This window comes from Ruegeria sp. K7, from assembly GCF_056531785.1.
Window position 1 is genome coordinate 362,499 of sequence record NZ_JBQFMJ010000001.1, and the last position, 22,237, is coordinate 384,735.

21 protein-coding genes and 1 tRNA gene are annotated in these 22,237 nt (G+C 57.3%); 10 read left to right on the plus strand and 12 right to left on the minus strand.

Going from position 1 to position 22,237, the window contains the following annotated elements:
• Positions 1–19: 19 nt before the first annotated feature.
• The 3 genes from ACR0FE_RS01805 to ACR0FE_RS01815 are packed head-to-tail and all read right to left on the minus strand — an operon-like array spanning position 20 to position 2,078.
• A complete protein-coding gene (locus ACR0FE_RS01805) occupies positions 20–544 on the minus strand; it encodes a gamma carbonic anhydrase family protein (RefSeq protein ID WP_170824539.1) in 525 nt (174 codons plus the stop codon).
• Positions 541–1,182, minus strand: a complete 642-nt coding sequence (gene gmk / locus ACR0FE_RS01810; protein ID WP_321252965.1) for a guanylate kinase — start codon at positions 1,180–1,182, stop codon at positions 541–543. The genes ACR0FE_RS01805 and gmk overlap by 4 nt, the downstream gene beginning before the upstream one ends.
• A 17-nt stretch (positions 1,183–1,199) precedes the next feature.
• A complete protein-coding gene (locus ACR0FE_RS01815) occupies positions 1,200–2,078 on the minus strand; it encodes a YicC/YloC family endoribonuclease (protein WP_480811568.1) in 879 nt (292 codons plus the stop codon).
• A 305-nt stretch (positions 2,079–2,383) separates the two neighbouring features.
• Here ACR0FE_RS01815 and ACR0FE_RS01820 point away from each other — a divergent pair, with 305 nt between their 5' ends.
• Positions 2,384–3,004: a PAS domain-containing protein gene (locus ACR0FE_RS01820; RefSeq protein WP_480910583.1), complete on the plus strand. Its 621-nt coding sequence runs from the start codon at positions 2,384–2,386 to the stop codon at positions 3,002–3,004.
• A gap of 66 nt (positions 3,005–3,070) precedes the next feature.
• Here the strand turns inward: ACR0FE_RS01820 and ACR0FE_RS01825 are convergent, their stop codons facing one another.
• Complete coding sequence (locus ACR0FE_RS01825; protein ID WP_170615021.1) at positions 3,071–4,441, minus strand: class II 3-deoxy-7-phosphoheptulonate synthase; 1,371 nt, start codon at positions 4,439–4,441, stop codon at positions 3,071–3,073.
• Positions 4,442–4,610: 169 nt separating this feature from the next.
• Here ACR0FE_RS01825 and ACR0FE_RS01830 point away from each other — a divergent pair, with 169 nt between their 5' ends.
• Positions 4,611–5,615, plus strand: a complete 1,005-nt coding sequence (locus ACR0FE_RS01830; RefSeq protein ID WP_170615020.1) for a GlxA family transcriptional regulator — start codon at positions 4,611–4,613, stop codon at positions 5,613–5,615.
• A 20-nt stretch (positions 5,616–5,635) separates the two neighbouring features.
• Here ACR0FE_RS01830 and ACR0FE_RS01835 read toward each other — a convergent pair whose 3' ends face one another.
• Positions 5,636–6,727 carry a PQQ-dependent sugar dehydrogenase gene (locus ACR0FE_RS01835; RefSeq protein ID WP_480911378.1) on the minus strand — a complete coding sequence of 364 codons (1,092 nt, stop codon included), beginning with the start codon at positions 6,725–6,727 and terminating at the stop codon, positions 5,636–5,638.
• Positions 6,728–6,890: 163 nt separating this feature from the next.
• Between ACR0FE_RS01835 and ACR0FE_RS01840 the strand changes: the two genes are divergently transcribed.
• The 6 genes from ACR0FE_RS01840 (at position 6,891) to ACR0FE_RS01865 (ending at position 12,861) form a co-directional block, all read left to right on the plus strand.
• On the plus strand, positions 6,891–8,072 hold the full coding sequence (locus ACR0FE_RS01840) for an ABC transporter substrate-binding protein (protein WP_170615018.1): 1,182 nt from the start codon (positions 6,891–6,893) through the stop codon (positions 8,070–8,072).
• 128 nt (positions 8,073–8,200) lie between these two features.
• Entirely contained in the window at positions 8,201–8,989 is a 789-nt protein-coding gene (locus ACR0FE_RS01845) for an ABC transporter ATP-binding protein (RefSeq protein WP_480524111.1), read from the plus strand.
• Entirely contained in the window at positions 8,986–9,828 is an 843-nt protein-coding gene (locus ACR0FE_RS01850; RefSeq protein WP_480910588.1) for an ABC transporter ATP-binding protein, read from the plus strand. Before ACR0FE_RS01845 ends, ACR0FE_RS01850 begins: the two co-directional genes overlap by 4 nt.
• Positions 9,829–10,101: 273 nt before the next feature.
• Positions 10,102–11,112: a branched-chain amino acid ABC transporter permease gene (locus ACR0FE_RS01855; protein WP_170615015.1), complete on the plus strand. Its 1,011-nt coding sequence runs from the start codon at positions 10,102–10,104 to the stop codon at positions 11,110–11,112.
• Positions 11,109–12,422 carry a branched-chain amino acid ABC transporter permease gene (locus ACR0FE_RS01860; RefSeq protein ID WP_170618984.1) on the plus strand — a complete coding sequence of 438 codons (1,314 nt, stop codon included), beginning with the start codon at positions 11,109–11,111 and terminating at the stop codon, positions 12,420–12,422. Before ACR0FE_RS01855 ends, ACR0FE_RS01860 begins: the two co-directional genes overlap by 4 nt.
• 187 nt (positions 12,423–12,609) lie before the next feature.
• Entirely contained in the window at positions 12,610–12,861 is a 252-nt protein-coding gene (locus ACR0FE_RS01865; RefSeq protein ID WP_170677152.1) for a hypothetical protein, read from the plus strand.
• Between the two features lie 15 nt (positions 12,862–12,876).
• Here the strand turns inward: ACR0FE_RS01865 and ACR0FE_RS01870 are convergent, their stop codons facing one another.
• The gene (locus tag ACR0FE_RS01870) at positions 12,877–14,424 is read right to left on the minus strand and encodes a helicase HerA-like domain-containing protein (protein ID WP_480910591.1); all 1,548 of its coding nucleotides are present in this window, start codon (positions 14,422–14,424) and stop codon (positions 12,877–12,879) included.
• Positions 14,425–14,876: 452 nt separating this feature from the next.
• Here ACR0FE_RS01870 and ACR0FE_RS01875 point away from each other — a divergent pair, with 452 nt between their 5' ends.
• The gene (locus ACR0FE_RS01875; RefSeq protein ID WP_321252945.1) at positions 14,877–15,479 is read left to right on the plus strand and encodes an invasion associated locus B family protein; all 603 of its coding nucleotides are present in this window, start codon (positions 14,877–14,879) and stop codon (positions 15,477–15,479) included.
• A gap of 78 nt (positions 15,480–15,557) precedes the next feature.
• Here the strand turns inward: ACR0FE_RS01875 and ACR0FE_RS01880 are convergent, their stop codons facing one another.
• Genes ACR0FE_RS01880 through ACR0FE_RS01895 form a run of 4 tightly spaced genes read right to left on the minus strand, consistent with a single transcriptional unit; the run spans position 15,558 to position 19,797 of the window.
• Complete coding sequence (locus tag ACR0FE_RS01880; RefSeq protein ID WP_480910594.1) at positions 15,558–16,766, minus strand: beta-ketoacyl-[acyl-carrier-protein] synthase family protein; 1,209 nt, start codon at positions 16,764–16,766, stop codon at positions 15,558–15,560.
• 9 nt (positions 16,767–16,775) lie between these two features.
• Positions 16,776–17,033 carry an acyl carrier protein gene (locus ACR0FE_RS01885; RefSeq protein WP_170806364.1) on the minus strand — a complete coding sequence of 86 codons (258 nt, stop codon included), beginning with the start codon at positions 17,031–17,033 and terminating at the stop codon, positions 16,776–16,778.
• Positions 17,034–17,065: 32 nt separating this feature from the next.
• On the minus strand, positions 17,066–18,157 hold the full coding sequence (gene lpxD, locus ACR0FE_RS01890; protein WP_170806365.1) for a UDP-3-O-(3-hydroxymyristoyl)glucosamine N-acyltransferase: 1,092 nt from the start codon (positions 18,155–18,157) through the stop codon (positions 17,066–17,068).
• A gap of 35 nt (positions 18,158–18,192) precedes the next feature.
• Complete coding sequence (locus ACR0FE_RS01895) at positions 18,193–19,797, minus strand: L,D-transpeptidase family protein (protein ID WP_480910596.1); 1,605 nt, start codon at positions 19,795–19,797, stop codon at positions 18,193–18,195.
• Positions 19,798–20,153: 356 nt separating this feature from the next.
• On the opposite strand from ACR0FE_RS01895, the gene mepK reads away from it, so the two are divergent.
• On the plus strand, positions 20,154–20,723 hold the full coding sequence (mepK, locus tag ACR0FE_RS01900) for a peptidoglycan L,D-endopeptidase MepK (RefSeq protein WP_170615006.1): 570 nt from the start codon (positions 20,154–20,156) through the stop codon (positions 20,721–20,723).
• A gap of 145 nt (positions 20,724–20,868) precedes the next feature.
• Here the strand turns inward: mepK and ACR0FE_RS01905 are convergent.
• Both ACR0FE_RS01905 and ACR0FE_RS01910 read right to left on the minus strand, forming a co-directional pair.
• Positions 20,869–20,945 (minus strand) — tRNA-Arg (locus ACR0FE_RS01905).
• Positions 20,946–21,011: 66 nt separating this feature from the next.
• A complete protein-coding gene (locus ACR0FE_RS01910; protein ID WP_321252919.1) occupies positions 21,012–22,232 on the minus strand; it encodes a cysteine desulfurase in 1,221 nt (406 codons plus the stop codon).
• Positions 22,233–22,237: the final 5 nt, after the last annotated feature.

Below are 22,237 nucleotides of genomic sequence, written 5' to 3' on the forward strand. Positions count from 1 at the left end.
ACTTGTCTCGTCAAAAGGCCTATGAAATCGGCTTCAGGGTTTCACGAAATTTCCGCATATTGTCCTGATAGTGCAGCGCGCTGAGTGTAAGCCGCTGCGCCGTCGCCTCATCCACCTGGCGCACGACCTTTCCGGGCGATCCCATGACCAGGGAATTGTCCGGTATCTCCTTGTTTTCGGTGATCAGCGCCCCGGCCCCGATCAGGCAGTTCTTGCCGATCCTGGCCCCGTTCAGAACGATGGCACCCATCCCGATCAAGGTATTCTCACCGATTGTGCAGCCGTGCAGCATGACCTTGTGGCCGATGGTGCAATTGGCCCCTATGGACAGCGGGAAGCCGGCGTCGATATGCATGACGCAGTTTTCCTGCACATTGCTGCCCGCACCTACGCGAATTTCCTCGTGATCGGCGCGGATGGTGCAGCCGAACCAGACCGAGGCGCCTTGCTCCAGCACGACCTTCCCAATCAAATTGGCGTCGGGCGCAACCCAGGTATCCTCGTGAAGTTGCGGTGTGTGTTCGCCCAGTGCGTAGATGGTCATGCCAAACCCTCGAACTCACTTTGCAATGTCCGCACATGATCCTGCAACGCGGGTTGCTGAATGCGGCGCATTCGCTCGGCGCTGACGATGGTTTTCAGCTTTTCTTCGGTTGCATTCAGATCGTCATTGATCAGCACGTAATCGTAATACCCCCAGTGGCTGATTTCGTCCCAGCTTTTGAGCATCCGTTTGGCGATCACTTCTTCACTGTCCTGCCCCCGGCTTTCCAACCTGCGTCGCAATTCCGGAATCGAAGGCGGAAGAATAAAGATCGAAAGCGCATGTTTGCCCAGATCCGAGTTCCGGATCTGCACCTCACCCTGCCAGTCGACATCGAACAGGACATCCTTGCCACTGTTGATCGACTCGCGAACCGGACCTGCGGGAGAACCATAGAAGTTTCCGAAAACATGCGCATGTTCCAGCATCTGACCGTCTGAAACCTGCTGACGGAACGTATCTTCGCTTAGAAAATAGTAATCGCGCCCGTGTTCTTCGCCCGGTCGCGGCGCGCGGGTTGTTGCCGAAACTGAAAACTCCAGCTCTGTGTCCCAACTCATCAACCGTTTGGCCAGCGTGGATTTGCCCGCGCCCGATGGCGAGGACAGAATGATAAGAAGGCCTCGTCTATCCGCCATATCCTTACGCTCCGATCTTATTCCACGTTTTGCACTTGTTCGCGCATCTGATCTATCACAGCCTTAAGTTCCAGACCTACGGCAGTAAGCTCCGCGCTTTGCGCCTTGGAACACAAGGTGTTGGCCTCGCGGTTGAACTCCTGCATCAGGAAGTCCAGCTTGCGTCCTACCGCCCCGTCCTGCGCCAGCAAAGTTCGGGCAGCGGTCACGTGGGCACCCAGTCTGTCAATCTCTTCGGTGATGTCCGCCTTTACGGCGATCAACGCAAGCTCTTGCGCGACGCGGTCCGGGTCCGCACCCTGAGCGTTGTCTAAAACGCGGGCCAGGTTCTCCTGCAACGCCTCGGCAGCCTTGCCTTTGCGCTTTTCGGCCAACTCAGCCGCCTGAGCTGTCAGCGCCGCGACCTGATCCAGTTGCCCGTCAAGTATACCGACCAATGCTTTTCCCTCGGCTCGCCGCATGTCGATAAAGGCGCCCAGAAGTGCAGGAAATTCAGACTGAAGATGTGCGACCAAAGGCGCGGCATCGTCCGTATCATTGCCCGCTTCCATCATGCCTTTCAACGCAAGCAAATCTGCGGCACAGGATGGCGCAAGCGTCAAGCCCCGCGCTGCAGCCATGTTTTCTGTTCGAGCCAGCGCATCCAATGCCGATTCCATCGCGGTTTCATTCAGCACAAGATCTGGTGCCGTTTCTTCGCGGCTCAGCCGCAACGACAAAGTCACATTGCCGCGGCTAAGAGATTTTGACAGTTCCCCCCGCAAGGCGGCTTCCAATCCGGTCAGCCAATCCGGCAGGCGCAGGCGCATGTCCAGACCCTTGCCATTCACGCTGCGGAGCTCCCACGTCCAGCTATGCGGCCCGAAAGCCCCCTTACCCGAGGCAAATCCGGTCATGGATCTGATCATGCCTGCCCTTTCTGTCGATGCCATTTCCTGCGTGCTTGCCGCACCTAATGCCATAGACCGCCACAGGGCAAGACCTTGCTGTGATTGCGTGAACTCCCGGAAGTTAACCATTCGTTAAAGAATTCCTCCAAAATTGAGTTAACCCGTGCCAATCTTCCTTTAATGGTTGTTGGAACGCCTATGGCCGTAATGCGTAGCATTTTATGAAAATGGCGTTTGATTGGTACGGGGTGACGAAAGTGAAGTCTCTTTTTGGGAATGGTTCCGGGTCTAAATTTGGAAAGATCGTTGCAATGGATCGTTTTGACAGTGGGCGCAGTCTTACTCCGATCCGTCAGGCCGAAGCCTACTGGACGGCTCTTTTAACCGGTGACGGCGTTCCGATGCGGTCACAGATCGACCCGCGCGGACTTGAGAATATTCTGGAATACACCTTTGTTCTTGAACGTATCGCCCCCGGTTTGGCGCGGTTCCGCCTTGCAGGCAGCCATCAGACCAAACTGGCTGGCAGGGAAGTCCGCGGCATGCCCCTTACCGCATTTTTCGAGGCCTCTGCGAGGCGGCAGATTACCGAAGTTCTGGAACGGGTTTTTTCGGAACCCGCGCTGGCAGAGATGGACCTGATCTCAAAAGGACGTTTGGGCAGCGCGCGTTTGCAGGCACGCATGATCCTTTTGCCACTGAGAAGCGATCTGGGCGATGTCAGCCGGATACTGGGCGTGATGGTCAGCGACGGCACCATTGGTGCCACCCCCAGACGTTTTGCGATCAAGGAAAGTCGGATCCGCGCTGTTTCCGAAATCCAAGCCCCCCAAATCGCACAGAAACAATTGGCCGAGGGGTTTGCCGAGAAACAAGAAGGGTTCAAACACCCCGCCTCTCATTTGCGGCTTGTCGTTTCGCGAAAGGATTGAACTAATCCGATCAAATGAAAACGGCGGGCACCATGGCCCGCCGTTCTGCTTTTCTGGGAAGCACTATCAGCTGGCTTCGCGCTTAACGCGGTCGCGGCGGAGGTTGGTCAGTTCCTCAGCGACCAGAAACGCCAGCTCCAGCGACTGGGACGCGTTCAGGCGTGGGTCGCAGGCGGTATGATAGCGATCCGACAGGTCTTCTTCGGTCACGGCCCGCACGCCACCGGTGCATTCGGTCACGTCCAAACCTGTCATCTCGAAATGAACGCCGCCGGGGATGGTGCCCTCGGCCTGATGCACACCGAAGAAGTCGCGCACTTCGCGCAGGACCGAGTCGAACGGACGGGTCTTGTAGCCCGTGGCCGACTTGATTGTATTGCCGTGCATCGGATCGCAGACCCAGGTCACCTTGGCGCCCTCTTCCTTGACGGCCTTGATCAGGCGCGGCAGATGCTCGCCCGCGTTACCCGCACCAAAGCGTGCAATAAGGGTCAGGCGGCCTTCTTCATTCTCCGGGTTCAGCTTCGACATCAGAACCTTGAGGTCTTCGGCCGTTGTGGTCGGGCCGCATTTCAACCCGATCGGATTCTGAACGCCACGGCAGAACTCGACATGCGCACCGTCAGGCTGACGGGTGCGGTCGCCGATCCAGATCATGTGCCCGGAGCCAGCCAGCCAGTTGCCGGACGTGGAATCAAGACGCGTCAGGGCCTCTTCATATTCCAGCAGCAGCCCTTCGTGACTGGTGTAGAACTCAACCGTCGAAAACTCATGCGTTGTATCCGCCGTGATCCCGGCTGCGCCCATGAAATCGATGGTGTCCTGAATACGATCCGCGATCTCGGAATATTTCTGGACATCCTGTTTGTCGGTGAAGCCCAGAGTCCAGGAATGGACACGGCTCATGTCCGCGAATCCGCCGGTCGAAAATGCGCGCAACAGGTTCAGCGTGGCCGCCGCCTGCGTGTAGGCCTGAAGCATCTTGTCCGGATTCGGAATCCGCGCCTCGGGCGTGAAGGCCAGTTCGTTGATGATGTCACCACGATAGCTGGGCAGTTCGACGCCATTCACCACCTCGGTCGGGGCGCTGCGCGGCTTGGCGAACTGGCCGGCCATGCGGCCGACTTTGACCACCGGCACCTTTGCACCATAGGTCAGCACCATCGCCATCTGCAGCATCACCTTGAAGGTGTCGCGGATCGCGTCCGCGCTGAATTGTTCAAAACTTTCAGCACAATCCCCGCCCTGCAGCAGGAAGGCTTCGCCGCGACCGGCGGCACCCAGATGTTGCTTGAGGCGCCGCGCCTCACCGGCAAAAACCAGCGGGGGATACTGTGAAAGCTGGGCCTCGACCTTGGCCAGGGCGGCCGCGTCGGTATAGTCTGGCATCTGAACCCGTGGCTTGTTGCGCCAGTCCGTTTTTTGCCATTCTGTCATAGCTTTGATCTCCGCTGAAGTAGTCAGGTCGCCTCTATACAAAATGTATTGAAGAGTGACCATATCCCATTTGCGCCCCTTGACGCCGCAAACAAGCTTTGGTCATGGTGACTGATAAAGCTGACGCCGGGAAAACGATCACCCGGCGCCGAATCAAGGACATCACGCCATGAAAGAGCAACGCCAAGTTGTCACGGTGCCAGACACTGCGTCCAATCCGCAAAACTTTGTTTTCGTTTTGCTGGACAAATTCTCACTTTTGTCCTTTGCGTCCGCGCTGGACAGCCTGCGGATCGCCAACCGCATGGCCGGTCGCCAGCTTTATACGTGGTCACTGGTGGGCGAAGGCGGTGACACCGTCAGTTGTTCCGCCGGAACGACCTTCAAACTGGACGCCGATCTGATCGAACTTCGCCGCGACGAGGTTGTCCTGATCTGCGGCGGTGTCGATGTGCAGACCGCAACCACGAAAAAAGTGCTGAACTGGTTGCGTCGCGAGGCGCGCCGAGGGCTCAAGGTCGGCGGGCTGTGTACAGCGGCTTACACGATGGCAAAGGCCGGTCTTCTGGACGGAAAACGGGCGACGATCCACTGGGAAAACTCCGACAGTTTCATCGAGGAGTTCGATGAAGTGGAACTGACCAAATCGGTGTTCCTGATCGACGGCAATCGCATGACGACCGCAGGCGGCACTTCGTCCATCGACCTGATGCTCAAGCTGATCGCTGATGAATTCGGTGAGGATCTGGCAAACGCTGTGGCCGACCAGATGATCTATTCATCGATCCGCACAGATCAGGATACACAGCGGCTGTCGACCCCGACACGGATCGGTGTGCGGCACCCCAAGCTGAGTCAGGTCATTCTGATGATGGAAAAGAACATCGAAGAGCCGATTTCGCCTTCGATTCTGGCGAAAGAAGTCGGCATGTCGACCCGCCAGCTGGAGCGTCTGTTCCGTCGCTATCTGAGCCGATCACCCAAGCGGTATTATATGGAACTGCGTCTTCACAAGGCCCGCAACCTGCTGATGCAGACGGATATGAGCGTCATCAACGTGGCACTCGCCTGCGGCTTTGCCAGCCCTTCGCATTTCTCGAAATGCTACCGGGCGCACTACAACACCACCCCTTATCGTGAGCGTGGAACGCAAAGCGGGCGGTTGTCGGTCTAAGGACCGCGGGGTTGGCGCGCTCAGCGTGACATCCTGTAGACCGCGCCCTGTCCTACGGAAATGAACCAGATTGCCCCATCGGGACCTTCGACGATGTCCCTCACACGCTCGGTCATCGGGCCTTTGATCTGCTCCACTTCGCGCAGCGGAGAACCTGCCAGACGCGCGATGTAGTCAAACTTGAGCGACCCGACAAAGATATCCCCCTTCCACTTGGGCCACATTTTGCCGGAATAGACAAGCAATCCCGAAGGGGCGATGGAGGGGTCCCAGTAATGTTCGGGCTGCTTCATGCCCGGCTTTGACGTGCCTTCACCGATCTTCTGACCGGAATAGTGCACACCGTAAGAGATCACCGGCCAACCGTAATTGGCGCCGGGCTGAACCAGATTGACCTCGTCGCCCCCCTTGGCCCCATGTTCCGACACCCACAAGCGGCCCCGGGCGTCCAGACCTGCGCCCTGCGGGTTTCGATGGCCATAAGACCAGATTTCAGGCCGTATCGCGGCCTGACCCACAAAGGGATTGTCTGCGGGAACCGAGCCATCGCGGTTGATCCGGATGACCGTCCCCAGATGATTGGACCTGTCCTGGGCCGCAGGACGGTCCCCACGCTCGCCCAGTGTCACGAACAAACTGCCATCCGTTGCTTCGACCACGCGCGAGCCGAAATGGCGGCCTCCTGATCCGCCTGGAATAGCCTCGAAAATGATGCGGACGTTGGTGAGCTTTTTTCCGTCTTCCGAAAGACGAGCCACCGCGACCGCTGTGCCTGCACCACCATGTTGAGCTTTGGAGAAGGTAAGAAAGATCTCTCTGCTACGCGCGAAATCACGGGCGATTGTGACATCCAGCAAACCGCCCTGCCCCGATGCGACCACGGCAGGCACGCCTGAGACCTGTTGGGTTCTGTCCCCGTCGAAATACAAAAGATCGCCGTCTCGCTCCGTCACCAGAAATATGTCGTCGGAGATGATCCCGATCGCCCACGGCGTATCCAGCCCGGTGGCCATTTCCTCGACACTTACCGGGCCCTGCGAGGTTTGCAGTTCATCCGCCCATGCGGTCACAGCAATCCCCAGCAGCGAAAGAATCGCGCAAACCCTGATCATCATTACCCTCCTGCTTTGGCCAGACGCCCAAGTTTTGGTTAAACCCAACAAAACAAATAGAGTTAGGACAAGCAAAAGCACTTTTTCGTTAGGACTTCCCTTTTTCGCATTGCTTGCCTAGGGTCATGGCCGGACGTTAACGTTCCAATATGGGAGTAACCTTATGAAAAAGCTGCTAACAGCAACTGCAGCAACCGCTTTGCTGGCCGGTACCGCCATGGCCGAAGATGTCAAACTTGGCATCCTGTTTGGCTTCACCGGCCCGATTGAATCTCTGGCACCGGCGATGGGGTCCGGCGCAGAAATGGCGATGGCCGAAGTCACGGAATCCGGCAAACTTTTGGATGGCGCAACCGTCACCGGAACCCGGGCCGATACCGGCTGCATCGACAACGGTCTGGCCACCTCGAACGGCGAACGCATGATTGCCGATGGCGTTGCCGGCATCATCGGCGGCGACTGCTCGGGCGTGACCGGCGCGATCCTGCAGAACGTCGCAATCCCGAACGGCATGGTCATGATCTCGCCGTCGGCAACGTCGCCCGGTCTGTCGACCATGGAAGACAACGGCCTGTTCTTCCGCACCGCACCTTCGGATGCGCGCGAAGGTCAGGTGATGGCAGACATTCTGAAAGACCGCGGCATCAACTCGATCGCTCTGACTTACACCAACAACGACTACGGCAAGGGTCTGGCGGACGCGATCCAGACTTCGTTCGAAGCAGCTGGCGGTGAAATCACCATAGTTGCGGCGCACGAAGACGGTAAAGCCGACTATTCGGCCGAAGTTGGCGCTCTGGCGTCGGCAGGTGGCGATATTCTGGTGGTTGCCGGTTATCTGGACCAGGGCGGTCTGGGCATCATCCAGTCGGCACTGGACAGCGGTGCATTCGACACGTTCGGTCTGCCCGGCGGCATGATCGGTGACTCGCTGCCCGCAAATGTGGGACCAGACCTGAACGGCTCGTTCGGTCAGATCGCCGGTTCGGGTGGTGAAGGTGCCGAGAAGTACTTTGCCATGGCCGAGGCCGGTGGCTTCGACGGCTCGTCGCCCTACTCGCCTGAATCCTATGACGCCGCCGCGTTGTTCATGCTGGCCATGCAGGCCGCAGGGTCGACCAACCCGGCGGACTACGGCGCCAAGATCATGGACGTCGCCAACGCTCCGGGTGAAAAGATCTATCCGGGTGAACTGGCCAAGGGTCTGGAACTGCTGGCCGCAGGTCAGGACATCGACTATGTCGGCGCTTCGGGCGTGGAACTGATCGGCCCCGGCGAGAGCGCTGGTTCTTACCGCGAGATCGAAGTGACCGACGGCGAAAACAAGACAGTCAACTTCCGTTGACGCCTCAGCACAAGTTATAAATCGAGCAGCCCGGGCCTTGTGTCCGGGCTGTTTCAATGACAAAAGACCGCACCTCTTCTCTGGGGATGGGACAACAAGAACGCCGAACAGGGCGGCAAGGGGATAATATGATCGTCGTCGAAGACGTGCATAAGCATTTCGGCGGGTTTCATGCGGTGGATGGGGCATCGCTGGAAATCCAAAAGGGTTCAATCACCGGTCTGATCGGGCCGAACGGGGCCGGAAAAACCACTCTGTTCAACGTGATCGCCGGGGTACTGCCCCCCACAAGCGGAAAAGTGTTCATGGACGGCGAGGACATCACCGGCCTGCCTCCGCATGAGCTGTTTCACAAGGGCTTGCTGCGCACCTTCCAGATCGCGCACGAATTCTCATCGATGAGCTGCCGCGAAAACCTGATGATGGTTCCCGGTGCCCAATCAGGGGAATCGCTGTGGAACACGTGGTTCGGCCGCAAACGCATCGCAGATGAGGAACGCGCTTTGCGCGCGAAAGCCGACGAGGTTCTGGAGTTCCTGACCATCGAACATCTGGCCGATCACAAGGCGGGTCAGGTCTCTGGCGGTCAGAAGAAACTGCTGGAACTGGGGCGCACCATGATGGTCGACGCCAAGATCGTGTTCCTGGACGAGGTCGGCGCGGGCGTGAACCGCACCCTGCTGATGACCATCGCTGACACGATCCTGCGTCTGAACAAAGAGCGCGGCTATACGTTTGTCGTCATCGAGCATGACATGGATTTCATTGGCAAGATCTGTGACCCGGTCATCTGCATGGCCGAGGGCAAGGTGCTGGCCGAAGGTACGCTGGACGAAATCAAGGCCAATGAGCACGTGATCGAAGCCTATCTGGGCACCGGTTTGAAAAACAAGGACAAGCTGGAGGCCCAAACATGACCGCTGGCACGAGCGACAATCCCTATCAGGATGACCACGGCAACAAGGACGCCTCGATCACCAACACCCGCGGTGCCGGCACCATGACGCCTGCACACAGTAAAAGCGGCGAAACCCACAGGGTCGAAGGTGGTCCCTTTCTGATCGGCGACACGATGACGGGCGGCTACGGCAAGGGCCCGGATATTCTGCATGACTGCACCATCGCCGTCGACAAGGGCGAAATCGCCGTGATCGTTGGCCCGAACGGCGCTGGCAAATCGACCGCGATGAAGGCCGTTTTCGGAATGCTGGACGTCCGGTCCGGTTCGGTGCGACTGGACGGCGAGGACATCACCAACCTCACTCCGCAGGACCGTGTGATCCGGGGGATGGGGTTTGTGCCGCAGACCTCGAACATCTTCACTTCCATGACGGTGGAAGAGAACCTTGAGATGGGTGCCTTCATCCGCCGCGACAACATCAGCCAAACGATGGAGCAAGTTTATGACCTGTTCCCCATCCTGCGCGACAAACGCAATCAGGCCGCCGGAGAGCTGTCCGGCGGCCAACGCCAGCAGGTCGCCGTGGGCCGCGCGCTGATGACTCAGCCGAAAGTTCTGATGTTGGACGAACCCACCGCCGGGGTCTCGCCCATCGTGATGGACGAGTTGTTTGACCGGATCATCGAGGTCTCGCGAACCGGCCTGCCGATCCTGATGGTCGAACAGAACGCCCGTCAGGCCTTGGAGATCGCCGACAAGGGATATGTGCTGGTTCAGGGTCGGAATGCCTATACTGGCACGGGCAGGGAACTGCTGGCAGATCCCGAAGTCCGTAAGAGTTTCTTGGGGGGGTGAGCAATGAGTTTTTCATCCATAGGACGGATATTCGCTTTATTGACCTGCACTCTTGCGCTCATATCAATTTTTCTGGGCGTCAAGTTGTTGTTATCAATTGACGCTCAGTTCTCCGAGGTCCACGGCCTGCCTACCGGCCCCAAAATCCCACTCCTGAACCAAGGCTTCTTGCTGCTCCTAGCCGGACTAGCGCTAGGCGTCCTCTGTGACATCAGTGACAGAGTCAGAGCCAATATGAACTTGTCTAAACAACCCTCGAGCGGAGAATAGCACTTGGACTTTCTCAACGCCTTTGTGGCGCTCTCCAACTTCGTCCTTGTTCCCGCGATCGCCTATGGCAGCCAGTTGGCGCTGGGCGCTCTGGGTGTGACGCTGATCTACGGTATCCTGCGGTTCTCGAACTTTGCCCATGGCGATACGATGGCCTTTGGCGCGATGATCGCCGTGCTGGTCACATGGGGCCTGCAGGCCGCCGGGGTCAGTTTCGGGCCGCTGCCGACCGCCTTGTTGGCCCTGCCCTTTGCCATTCTGGGCTGTATCGTTCTGGTACTGATCACGGACAGGCTGGTCTATCGGTTCTATAGGGAACAAAAGGCCAAGCCGGTCATTCTGGTGATCGTATCGATGGGCGTGATGTTCATCATGAACGGGCTTGTGCGGTTCATCATCGGGCCGGATGACCAAAGGTTCTCTGACGGCGCGCGGTTCATTGTTTCGGCGCGGGATTTCAAGGCGATGACCGGCCTGCAAGAAGGGCTGGCGATCAAGACCTCTCAGGGCATTACCGTGATCGTGGCGGTTGTTGCCGTGGCGCTGCTGTTCTGGTTCCTGAACAAGACCCGCACCGGTAAATCGATGCGGGCCTATTCGGACAACGAGGATCTGGCTTTGCTCTCAGGCATCAACCCCGAACGTGTTGTGATGATCACCTGGATCATCGTGGCTGCGCTAGCGACAACGGCCGGTGTGCTTTACGGCCTCGACAAAAGCTTCAAGCCCTTTGTCTATTTCCAGCTTCTGCTGCCGATCTTTGCCTCGGCGATCGTAGGCGGGCTTGGCAACCCTCTGGGTGCCATCGCGGGCGGGTTCATCATCGCGTTTTCCGAAGTGACGATCACCTACGCGTGGAAAAAGGTACTGACCTATCTGGCGCCGGAAAGTCTGGAGCCGTCAGGCTTGGTCCAGTTCCTGTCCACCGATTACAAATTCGCCGTCAGCTTTGCGATCCTGCTGATTGTGCTGCTGTTTAAGCCCACGGGTCTGTTTAAGGGGAAAGTGATATGAGCGAGCCCGTCAAAAACACACTGTTATTTGTTGTCGTTGGCGCTCTGATCCTGCTGACCGGGTTCACGCAAAGCTGGAACGCGGCGATCCTGATCCTGAACATGGGCCTGATCTCGGCCATCATGTCCATCGGGGTGAACCTGCAATGGGGCTTTGCGGGCCTCTTCAATGTCGGCGTCATGGGCTTTGTCGCGCTGGGCGGTCTGGCTGTTGTGCTGGTTTCGACCGCGCCAACGCCGGGCGCCTGGTCCGGTGGTGGCTTTGGTGTGATCCTCGCGCTGTTGCTGGGGGCCGCAACCGTCGTTGCGGCCGTGATGGTTGCACAGAAGATGCCCAAGGGGCGCACACAGACCCTGGCAATCATTGGTATTCTGGTCGTTGGTTTCTTTATCTACCGCGCCATCTTCGATCCCAACGTTGCCGCAATCGAGGCGATTGACCCTGCCGTTGCAGGCAATATCGGTGGTCTGAACTTGCCCGTTCTGCTGGCTTGGCCTGCTGGCGGTCTGCTGGCCGCCGGAGCGGCCTGGCTGATTGGCAAAACCGCGCTGGGTTTGCGCTCGGACTATCTGGCAATTGCGACGCTCGGTATCGCCGAGATCATTATCGCGATCATGAAGAACGAGGACTGGCTGGCGCGTGGTGTCAAGAACGTCTACGGCATTCCCCGCCCTTCCCCTGTGGTCGGGTATGAGGTCGACCTACAAAATGACCCCGGCTTCGTTGCCCGTGCCGAATGGTTCGGACTGGACCCGGTGACGGCTTCAACACTGTCCGTGAAACTTGGCTATTCCTTGCTGTTCCTAATTGTCCTTCTGGTTCTGCTGTGGATGGCGCAGATGGCGCTGAAAAGCCCGTGGGGTCGCATGATGCGCGCCATTCGCGACAACGAGGTCGCCGCCGAGGCGATGGGCAAAGACGTCACCCGCCGCCATCTGCAGATCTTCGTTCTGGGATCGGCCATTTGTGGCATAGCGGGCGCGATGATGACCACGCTGGACGGACAGCTGACGCCGGGCACCTACAACCCGCTGCGGTTCACTTTCCTTGTCTGGGTCATGGTGATCGTGGGCGGATCGGGCAACAACTTTGGCGCCGTCCTTGGTGCGTTCCTGATCTGGTTCCTTTGGGTTCAGGTAGAACCCATCGGTCTGTGGCTGATGAATCTGATCACTGCGGGTATGCCTGACGGAAGTGCACTCAAAGCGCACCTGATCGACAGCGCCGCGCATATGCGGTTGTTTACCATGGGATTGATTCTATTGATTGTTCTTAGATTCAGCCCGCGTGGTTTGATCCCCGAAAAATAATTTCAAACTTCTTACAATTGAGTGAACCGCGCCGGCTGTCCGGCGCGGTTTGTTGCATCGATAGAAAAAACTGACTAGACGGGTATATCAGTTGGATGGTTTCTGGCTGTTGTTCGGCACTCACTCACACTTAAACCGCCGATCTGTAACGATTTTGTATGTTAACCTAGAAAAGTTGTGTTCCACCATGAAAGCACCAACCACCAAAGCAGCCCTGGTTCTGCCTGTTCTCGCGGCTATGACAGCCTGCGTTCCGTCCCCAGAAAGCCTTGAAACAACACCTGTACAGGTCCAGACACCAAAAGGGGTTGTGACCTGCCAGCTCTATACTCTGAACCGGGTCATTTGGGATCGGGCCATCGATTATCCGGCAACCAAGATGTCAGTCGCCGAGGCGGACGCATACTGCCGACAGGAAGGTCAGCGCCGCCTCAATTAGAAACGGCGCATTCACTCAGCGATTGCGAAACAACCCGCCAAGTATGCCACGCACGATGCGACGGCCGGTCGTCCCTTTCAGTTCCTTGATCACCGCCTGACTCATGGCTGATGCAAACGTGTCCTGTTTCCGCGAAACGCGGGAAGAGGATCGGCTGACGCGCTGCCCTGAATACCTGCGGGCCGCGGCAAACTCGCGCTCGGCAGGTGTCTGTGTTTCAAACAGCTCTTCTGCCTCGGCAGCTTCGGCTTCCTTTGCTGCTGCGTCGGCCCGGGCCTGAAGTATTTCAAACGCCGACTTTCGATCAACGGGCTGATCGTATTTTGCCCGCATCCTCGACGCATCAAGGATCGCCTGCCGTTCGCTTTGCGTGATCGGGCCAAGCTGGGACCCCGGTGGCCGGATCAATGTGCGCTCGACGATCCCGGGTATGCCCTTCTTCTGCAGCATTGACGTTACCGCCTCACCCACACCGACCTCTCGGATGGCTTCCTCGGTATCGAACTCGGGATTCTCACGATAGGTTTCCGCAGCCAACCGCAGGTTCTTGCGATCCCGCGCCGTGAAAGCCCGCAAAGCATGCTGAATGCGGTTGCCCAACTGGCCCAGAATATCCTCGGGTATGTCGGCCGGGTTTTGGGATATGAAATACACACCGACCCCCTTTGACCGGATCAGGCGCGCGACCTGTTCAACTTTGTCCACCAGAACCTTCGGGGCATCATCGAACAGCAGATGGGCTTCGTCGAAAAAGAAAACCAGTTTGGGTTTCTCGGGGTCGCCCACTTCGGGCAGTTCTTCGAACAGCTCGCTCAGCAGCCACAGCAGGAACGTTGCGTATAGTCGAGGCGCGCCCATCAACTTGTCCGAGGCCAGAATATTCACCATCCCCTGCCCGTTCTGATCGGTTCGCATCAGATCCGCCAGATCCAGCGCTGGCTCTCCGAACAGTTTGGTTCCGCCCTGGTTTTCAAGAACCAGCAAACGGCGCTGAATCGCCCCGATCGACGCTGTCGATACATTGCCGTATCGCAGGGACAGCTGTGCGCGGTTTTCACCGATCCAGACCAGCAGAGCCTGCAGGTCCTTGAGGTCCAGCAGCGGCATACCTTCTTCGTCGGCCACACGAAATGCGATGTTCAGGATTCCTTCCTGTGCCTCGCTCAGTTCCATCAGACGCGACAACAGCAAGGGACCCATCTCGGTGACGGTGGTTCGGACCGGATGTCCCTGCTCGCCAAACAGGTCCCAGAACGTCACCGGACAGGCAGCGTAGGCGAAATCAGTCAGCCCGATGCGTTGCGCGCGATCCTGAAACGCCTGATGCAATTTGTGATCCGGGCTTCCTGACAAGGCCAGACCAGACAGGTCACCTTTGATATCTGACAGAAACACAGGCACGCCCGCCTTAGAGAAACCTTCGGCCAGAATTTGTAGCGTAACGGTCTTGCCTGTCCCGGTGGCCCCGGCGATCAAACCGTGTCGGTTGGCATATTTCAGCGTCAGACCCTGCGGTTCAGCGTAATCCTTGCCACCGCTACCCAGGAAAATACTGTTGTTCATGAATTATTCGCCTTGCTTATCACCGATCCCACGACAGCATACAAAGTTAACCTTTGACTGCGATAGTTTATTTGCCGCCTCATGGGCGAAGGCTCCGGGGTGGCAGACTTCCTCCCTGTCGACTGGCCGTGCCTTCGGGCACGGCATTTTTGTTTTCGGCCCGCTTTAAAATGAACTGGTCAGTATATTAAAAATTCAGGTTAGCAGTTGACCCGTGCGCCCCCCTTTCGTAACGTCTGCGCATAAATAAGTCGGCCAGTCCGACGGGGAGAAAATTCTAGGAAGGGAGCCGCTCCACCGGCTCCCTTTTTCATTGGCCCGGACTTTGTAAATAACAGAACAAATGGGCAAGAATCCGTTCACATCCTTCCAATAATGCAGCTTAGTGACTGACACCCTGTTTTAACGATGATAGACCGGGCAAAAAGCTCAATCACGCAACCGAGGCACTCATGATCAAGAACATCCTGTCTTTCAGCCTTGTTTCCGCGGCACTCTGGTGCAGCACCGCAGCCGCGCAGGAAACATCTCAGGACGACCAAACTCCGGCAGAGACACCGCAGACGGAAGCGGCTTCCGATCTGGACTTGGGCGAAACCGGTCCGCGCGTAGGTGAACAATACGTTAAAGAGGAAAGCGGCGACTGGGAAATCAGATGCCTCAAAACAGAAGCAGGTAAGGACCCCTGCTTGCTGCGGCAGACGCTGTCCGGGCAAGAAGGCCAGCCAATTGCGGAGATATCGGTCAACAAATTGCCCGAAGGTGTCGCAGCAGTTGCAGGCGCAACAGTCATTGTACCGCTCGAAATCATGTTGCAAGCGCAACTGGCTTTGTCGATCGATGGCGCTCCGGGGAAACGTTATGACTACCACCATTGCAACCCCATCGGCTGCGTGGCCCAGCTTGGGTTCACTCAAGGCGATGTCGATGCCATGAAGGCCGGCAGCACGGCCAAAATGTCTGTCGTCTCGGTTCTGGCACCCAACCAACTTCTTGAGATTGAGATTTCTCTGGCAGGGTTCACTGCAGGATTCGACAAGTTGGAAATCAACTGAACATCATCCGGACCAACAATCAAAGACGCCGCCGAATAATCTTCGGCGGCGTTTTTTGGTTTGTAAGCTATTTTGGCTTCAGATCCGCTTCAATGCCAGGACTGCATTCAATCCGCCAAAGGCAAACGCGTTGCTGAGTGCAACGTCAACTTTTGCTTCGCGCGCAATATTTGGGACCACATCCAGCGCACATTCCGGATCAGGCTCCTCATAGCCGATTGTCGGGGCAACTATCCCGTCCCGCAAAGCCATGATGCAGGCCAGCAGTTCCACCGCTCCGGTCCCGCCGATCAGATGTCCATGCATGGACTTTGTGGACGAGATCATAAGATCATCCGCATGCGGTCCAAAAACGTCCGCGACCGCTGCACATTCAGTTTTGTCGTTGGCGGCGGTGCCGGTCCCATGGGCGTTAATGTAGCCCACTTCGCTCGCGTTCAGCTTTGCATCAGCCAGGGCCCCGGCCATCGCACGGGATGCCCCCTGTTTGCTGGGCATGACAATATCGGATGCATCAGACGACATTGCAAAACCCACAACCTCGCACAGGATGTCAGCGCCGCGCGCACGCGCATGCTCATATTCTTCAAACACGAACACGCCGGCGCCCTCGCCCTGGACCATACCGTTTCGATTGGCACTGAACGGTCGACATGCGTCCTTGGACATAACGCGCAGGCCTTCCCAGGCCTTTACGCCCCCGAAACACAACATGGATTCCGAACCGCCAGTGATCATCGTGGGCGCAGCCCCGCTGCGAACCATTTGGAAAGCCTGTGCCATAGCATGATTTGACGAGGCGCACGCCGTCGAAACGGTAAAGCTCGGGCCTTTGAGGTTATGCTCCATTGACACATGGCTGGCGGCTGCGTTGTTCATCAACTTGGGAACAACAAAAGGATGAACGCGGTTCTTGCCGTCTTCGTAGACCGACCGGTAATTGTCGTCCCATGTGGAAACACCGCCACCGGCCGTTCCCAGAACGACACCGGAACGCGCCGCAATATCGCCGTGAAATTCGATCCCGGACTGATCAATGGCCTCTTTGGCAGCCATCAATGTGAATTGGGTAAACCGATCATAGAGCGACATTTGCTGGCGATTGAACCGGCCTTCGGCCTCGAACCCCCTGACCTGCCCACCGATCTTGATAGCCAAACGATCGACATCGCGAAACTCAAGTTCAGAGATGCCGCAGCGGCCTTCGCGCATGGCCTCTAGTGTATCGGGAACGGAATGGCCCAGCGAGTTGATCGTGCCCGCCCCGGTAATGACAACGCGTTTCATGAGGCTCAGTCAGACCTTTTCCGACACAAGCTTTTCGATACCTGAAATGATAGCTGCAACATTTGAGATGTCGAAATCGCTGGCCGTCGGTTCGTTGGCATTGAACGGCACCGAGATGTCGAACTCTTCCTCGATGGCAAAGATGCTTTCAACCAGGCCCAGACTGTCGATACCCAGGTCCTCGAGCGTACTTTCGGGCGTCACATCCGAAGGCTCCAGCACGGCTTGCTCAGCAATGATGGAGATGACGCGGTCGGTGATGCTCATATCGGTCCTCTGATTATCACGGTGGTTGTGATTTAATCGCTCGAAGACTGTTTGAAAACAGCCTTTTTCAGCGCCTCTACGTCACGCGCCATGCGCGGCAAGCGGCGTTGGGCCTTGTAGATATCGGTATGAGATTCCATTTTTATGCCCGGATAGCCCATAATTACCCGCCCGGCCGGAACATTGGACAGGATCTTGGTGCCCCCGCCGGCAATCACGCCATCCCCGATGAAAATGTTGTCCACGACGCCGGTCTGGCCGCCCAGCACAACATGATTTCCGATCTCAACGGACCCCGAAACACCGGTCTGCCCGCACAACAGGCAGTCCTGCCCAACGCGCGTGTTGTGTCCCACGTGGACCAGGTTATCCAGCTTGCAACCCGAGCCGATCACGGTGTTGCGTATGGTGCCGTTGTCAACGGTGCAGTTCGCGCCGACCTCAACATCATCGCCGATTTCCACCGCGCCCAGCGAATGGATTCTCAGCCAGTTCTGGGCCTTGGCATCCCCCGCATCTCCCATCGTTTTGCGAACGTTTTCCACGCCAGACACTTCCGGAGTGACAAAGCTGAACCCGTCGCTGCCAATGCGCGCACCCGGTTGCGCGACAAAGCGGTCACCGATCTTTGCACGTGCACCGATGCTGACCATTTCTCGCAGAACCGCAGATTCTCCCAGAACGGCGTCCATTCCGACAACGCAATGCGCGCCGATAACCGAACCGGCCCCAATGCGAGCCCGCGCACCAATGACCGTAAGTGGGCCAATCGAAACGTTTTCGGCAATCGTTGCGGTCGAGTCGACTACGGCCGAAGGGTGAATACCCGGAGCGACCCCCTGGCCTCGGTCTAGCATCGCCGTAATTCCTGCCATCGCCATCCGCGGGCGCGGCACAAAGATAGCGGCCTGCAAGCCCATCCCCTGCCAGTCCGCGCCTTCCCACACAACCGCAGCCTTTGCCGACCCGCCGGACAATGCGTCGGCGTATTTGGGCGACATGGCCATGGCCAGATCATCTGCGCCTGCATCGCCCGGTTCGGCGGCACGATAGACGATCAGGCTGGTATCGCCCTGGCATTCGGCGTCCAGCGCTTCGGCGATTTGCTTGATTGTGAATTGCATAGAGGGCTTCCTTGTATCAGGACTTGCCCCAGTGATTACCCCTGAACGTCCGGCAGGACCACCCCTGCCTTTTGCAGAGCCTCCCAGATCTTGCGATCGCGGTCGTAGACATCCCGGCGGTACTGAACTTCACCCTTTGGACCGATATACGCCGTCCGATAGATGATGTGAACAGGAACCGACTGCGCGAGATTTACCTTTGTTTCCTCGCCGGTATTCAGAACCCTGTGAAAAAAGGCCTTGGGGTCTTCTTCCTGCCGGGCAAGCAACGCATAGGCAAACTCAAACGGCTGCGCCAGACGGATACAACCGTGCGAGAAAGCGCGAACTTCGCGGGCAAACAGGTTTTTGTGCGGCGTATCATGCAGATAGATGTTGTGCTTGTTTGGGAACATGAACTTCACCAGGCCCAACGCATTGCTTTTGCTGGGTGGTTGCCGCATCGCGAACGGAAAATCCCGTGCAGTGAATTGCGTAAAGTCCACGGCGCCACGATTGACCTGACGGCCACTTCGGTCCGTGATCTGAATGTGACCAACCGCGTTTGGGTTGGACTGAAGTTTTGGCAAATATTCCTTGGTGATGATCGAGCGTGGTACGTACCAGCTGGGATTAATCACCATGTGTTCCATCATGTCCGAGAATTCGGGACTGCGCCGATCATGGGTGTTTTTACCGATGACGGCCCGCGTCTCAAATGATACCTGACCTTCATCCACGATCTTCGCCGAGAAGTCCGCCTGGTTCACCAAGATATGACGCGCGCCTCGTGAGTGCGGCAACCAACGCTCCCGCTCAAGCGCGACGTAGACAGCCTTGAGCCTGTCGCTGGCCGGACGGTTGATTTCGGTCAGAGTTCCATTTCCGGCAACGCCATCCGATTCAAGCCCATGGGCAGTCTGAAACGCCCGCACGGCCTCCAGCATTGCGGCATCAAATTCCGGGCTGGCGGTTGGTCTCAGGTATCCCATGGCCACCAAACGGTCACGCAACCGAATGACATTGGGTCCGGTATCACCGTATTCTAGTTTTGCAACTGGTACAGTCGGCCCCCAACCGCCCTGCTCAACCAGATTTTCAAGGACCATTTTCTGTTTCAGCAAAGACCGGTATTGCAGGGACTCTGGCACCAGTTGTTCTATGTACGTCGCACCTGTGGCTGATGCGACACCTTGCAAATGTTCCTGCGGCGACCTGCGATCGACTTCGCGCACCAAACCATCGTCAATCTGTGAAGGGCTCAACACGCCCGAGTACATATCCGTAGCATAACGCAGGAAAACCCGGCTTAAATCCGCTTCGATTGCACCCAAGTCCCTCTGGGAACGGGCATCGCGCATCTGCCCAAGCAAAGCCTGGACATCATAACGCGCATCCGGCAACCCGTGGAACGCGGCATTGGACAGGGCCTTAATCAAAGCGGCCCGGCGTTCAGCATGCTGTTCGGTCTGCCCAACCCAGATCAGCGAAAACCCGTTTTTTTTGTAGTATTCAGCCAGCGAAGACCCCGAATCCAGCGACTCGGCAACCGCCATGCGGAAGGCAGTCGGTGGGTTTGTCTCGAAATCGGCAAAGGCCGCTGTTGCTGCGAAACAGGCGGTCGCGAGGATACTGGTACAGGTCCGGAAAACAGAAAACATGAGATGGCCTTGGTTATTCAATGCTTTGCACCGATACATTCAGCGCCGAGCCAGTATGATTGGCGGACCGCCCGATTGTCTATTCACAAATTCATCAAATCTGCGCTTCTAACATCTGCTGATGCGTGATTGCATCGCCTTGGAAAGTGATTTCCCTAACCTTCTGTAATATATGCATCGCTGCATCAGTTGCGCAAAAACCTGCCGATATTTCCCCCTTGAAATGGTGTATCCGAAAGATTTCTTGGCGGACGAATCCGTCTGTGTCATAATTTCCGCATCTGGGATGGGAAAAAATTAATACGGCGCACGTAACATCGTGTGCAGGCAGGAACTAGTACGGGACGAAAAACGAAATGACCAAGAGCAGTGCTTCGGGCTTGACCCGGCGTGCCCTATTGGGTGCGTTCGCGGCCACAGCGGTAGTAGCCGCACCGACCTATTCCAATGCAGCAGGATTCCTTCGCGGCGGCGGTGATATTCGCCGCATTCGCATGTATTCCGGGCGCACCGGTGAACGCATCGACATGATTTACTGGGTTGACGGCAATTACATCAAAGACGCCGTCAAGGAAGTGAACCACTTCATGCGCGACTGGCGTACCGATCAGTCCAAGTCCATGGACCTGCGCACAATTGACATCATGGCCGCATCTCACAACCTGCTGGATGTCAACGAACCCTACATGCTGTTGTCCGGCTACCGGTCCCCTCAGACTAACGCGATGCTGCGATCGAAATCCCGCCGCGTTGCCAAGAATTCCCTGCACATGAAGGGCCAGGCGGCTGACTTGCGGTTGTCTTCACGCTCGGTTTCGCAAATGGCCAAAGCCGCCATTTCCTGCCGCGCAGGGGGCGTCGGCAAATACTACCGCTCGAATTTTGTCCACATGGACTGCGGCGAGGTTCGCAGCTGGGGAGGCTAAACACTACGTACAATTTCGAAGTGACGAGCGCCTTTGGGCGCTCTTTTTTTGTAGATGAAGGCACGAACACGTTGGGAGTTCGGACAAAGCATTAGCTGCGGAAACGCTACTCGCTCATGTGCCCGAAACATCTAATTTAGATAGATGGCGCACCTGAGAGGATTCGAACCTCTGGCCTCTGCCTTCGGAGGGCAGCGCTCTATCCAGCTGAGCTACAGGTGCCTTGGCCGTTAGCTAACCTTGTTCCGTTCCGGGTGCAACTGCAAATCTGTCGCCCGACATCAGGTTTCACGCGAACAGATCGTGGGCCAGTTCCAGTGCATCGATCAGTGTGTCGACCTCGTCAGTGGTATTGTAAAGCCCGAAGCTGGCGCGGCATGTGGCCGTTACCCCCAGATGATCCATCAACGGACCGGCGCAGTGATGACCGGCGCGAACGGCGACGCCTTTTTTGTCCAGAATGGTCGACACATCATGCGCGTGCCCTGCCCCGTCCAGTGTAAAACTGAAAATAGCGGCCTTGTCCGGGCGTGTGCCCTGCACTTGCACCCAGTTCAGGCCGGTCAGACGCTGCATGGCATAGTCCCGCAAGGCGGATTCGTGGGCGGCAATGTTCTCCATCCCCAGATCCATCATGTAATCCAACGCCACACCCAGTCCGATTGTCTGAACGATCCCGGGTGTACCGGCCTCGAACTTCATCGGCGGATCGTTATAGATCACCTGATCTTTGCTGACCTCTTTGATCATGTCGCCGCCGCCGATAAAGGGGCGCATTTCGGCCATGCGTTCGGACTTGATGTAGATCGCACCTGAACCGGAGGGGCCGTACAGCTTGTGCCCGGTGATGGCATAGAAATCACAGCCGATATCCTGAACGTTGACAGGCATGTGCACGGCACCCTGACTGCCATCCACCAGAACAGGCACCCCTTTTGCGTGGGCTCCTTTTGTGATCGCCTTAACGTCAACGACCGTTCCCAGCACGTTCGAGCATTGCGTCACAGCAACAAGCTTTGTGCGCGGTGTGATGGCGTCAATCACGGCCTGCGGGTCCAGTCCGCCGTCCGGGCCCACATCGACCCACTTCAGGACCACGCCCTGACGTTCGCGCAGGAAATGCCAGGGAACGATATTGGCGTGATGCTCCATGACACTCAGAACGATTTCGTCCCCGGCTTTCAGGCGGGGCATGGCCCAGCCATAGGCGACAAGGTTAATACCTTCGGTCGTGCCGGAATTCAGAACGATTTCATCCTCATCCGCCACACCAAGAAACCGGGCAACCGTGCCGCGGACGGCCTCGTACTTTTCCGTCGCGAGATTGGACAGGTAGTGCAGACCGCGATGCACGTTCGAGTATTCCTCGGCATAGGCGCGGGTAACTGCATCAATCACCACCTGTGGCTTCTGCGCCGAGGCACCATTGTCCAGATAAGTCAGGGGTTTCCCATTCACCTCTCGTGACAGGATGGGAAAATCAGAGCGGATTCTCTGAACATCATACATGGTCA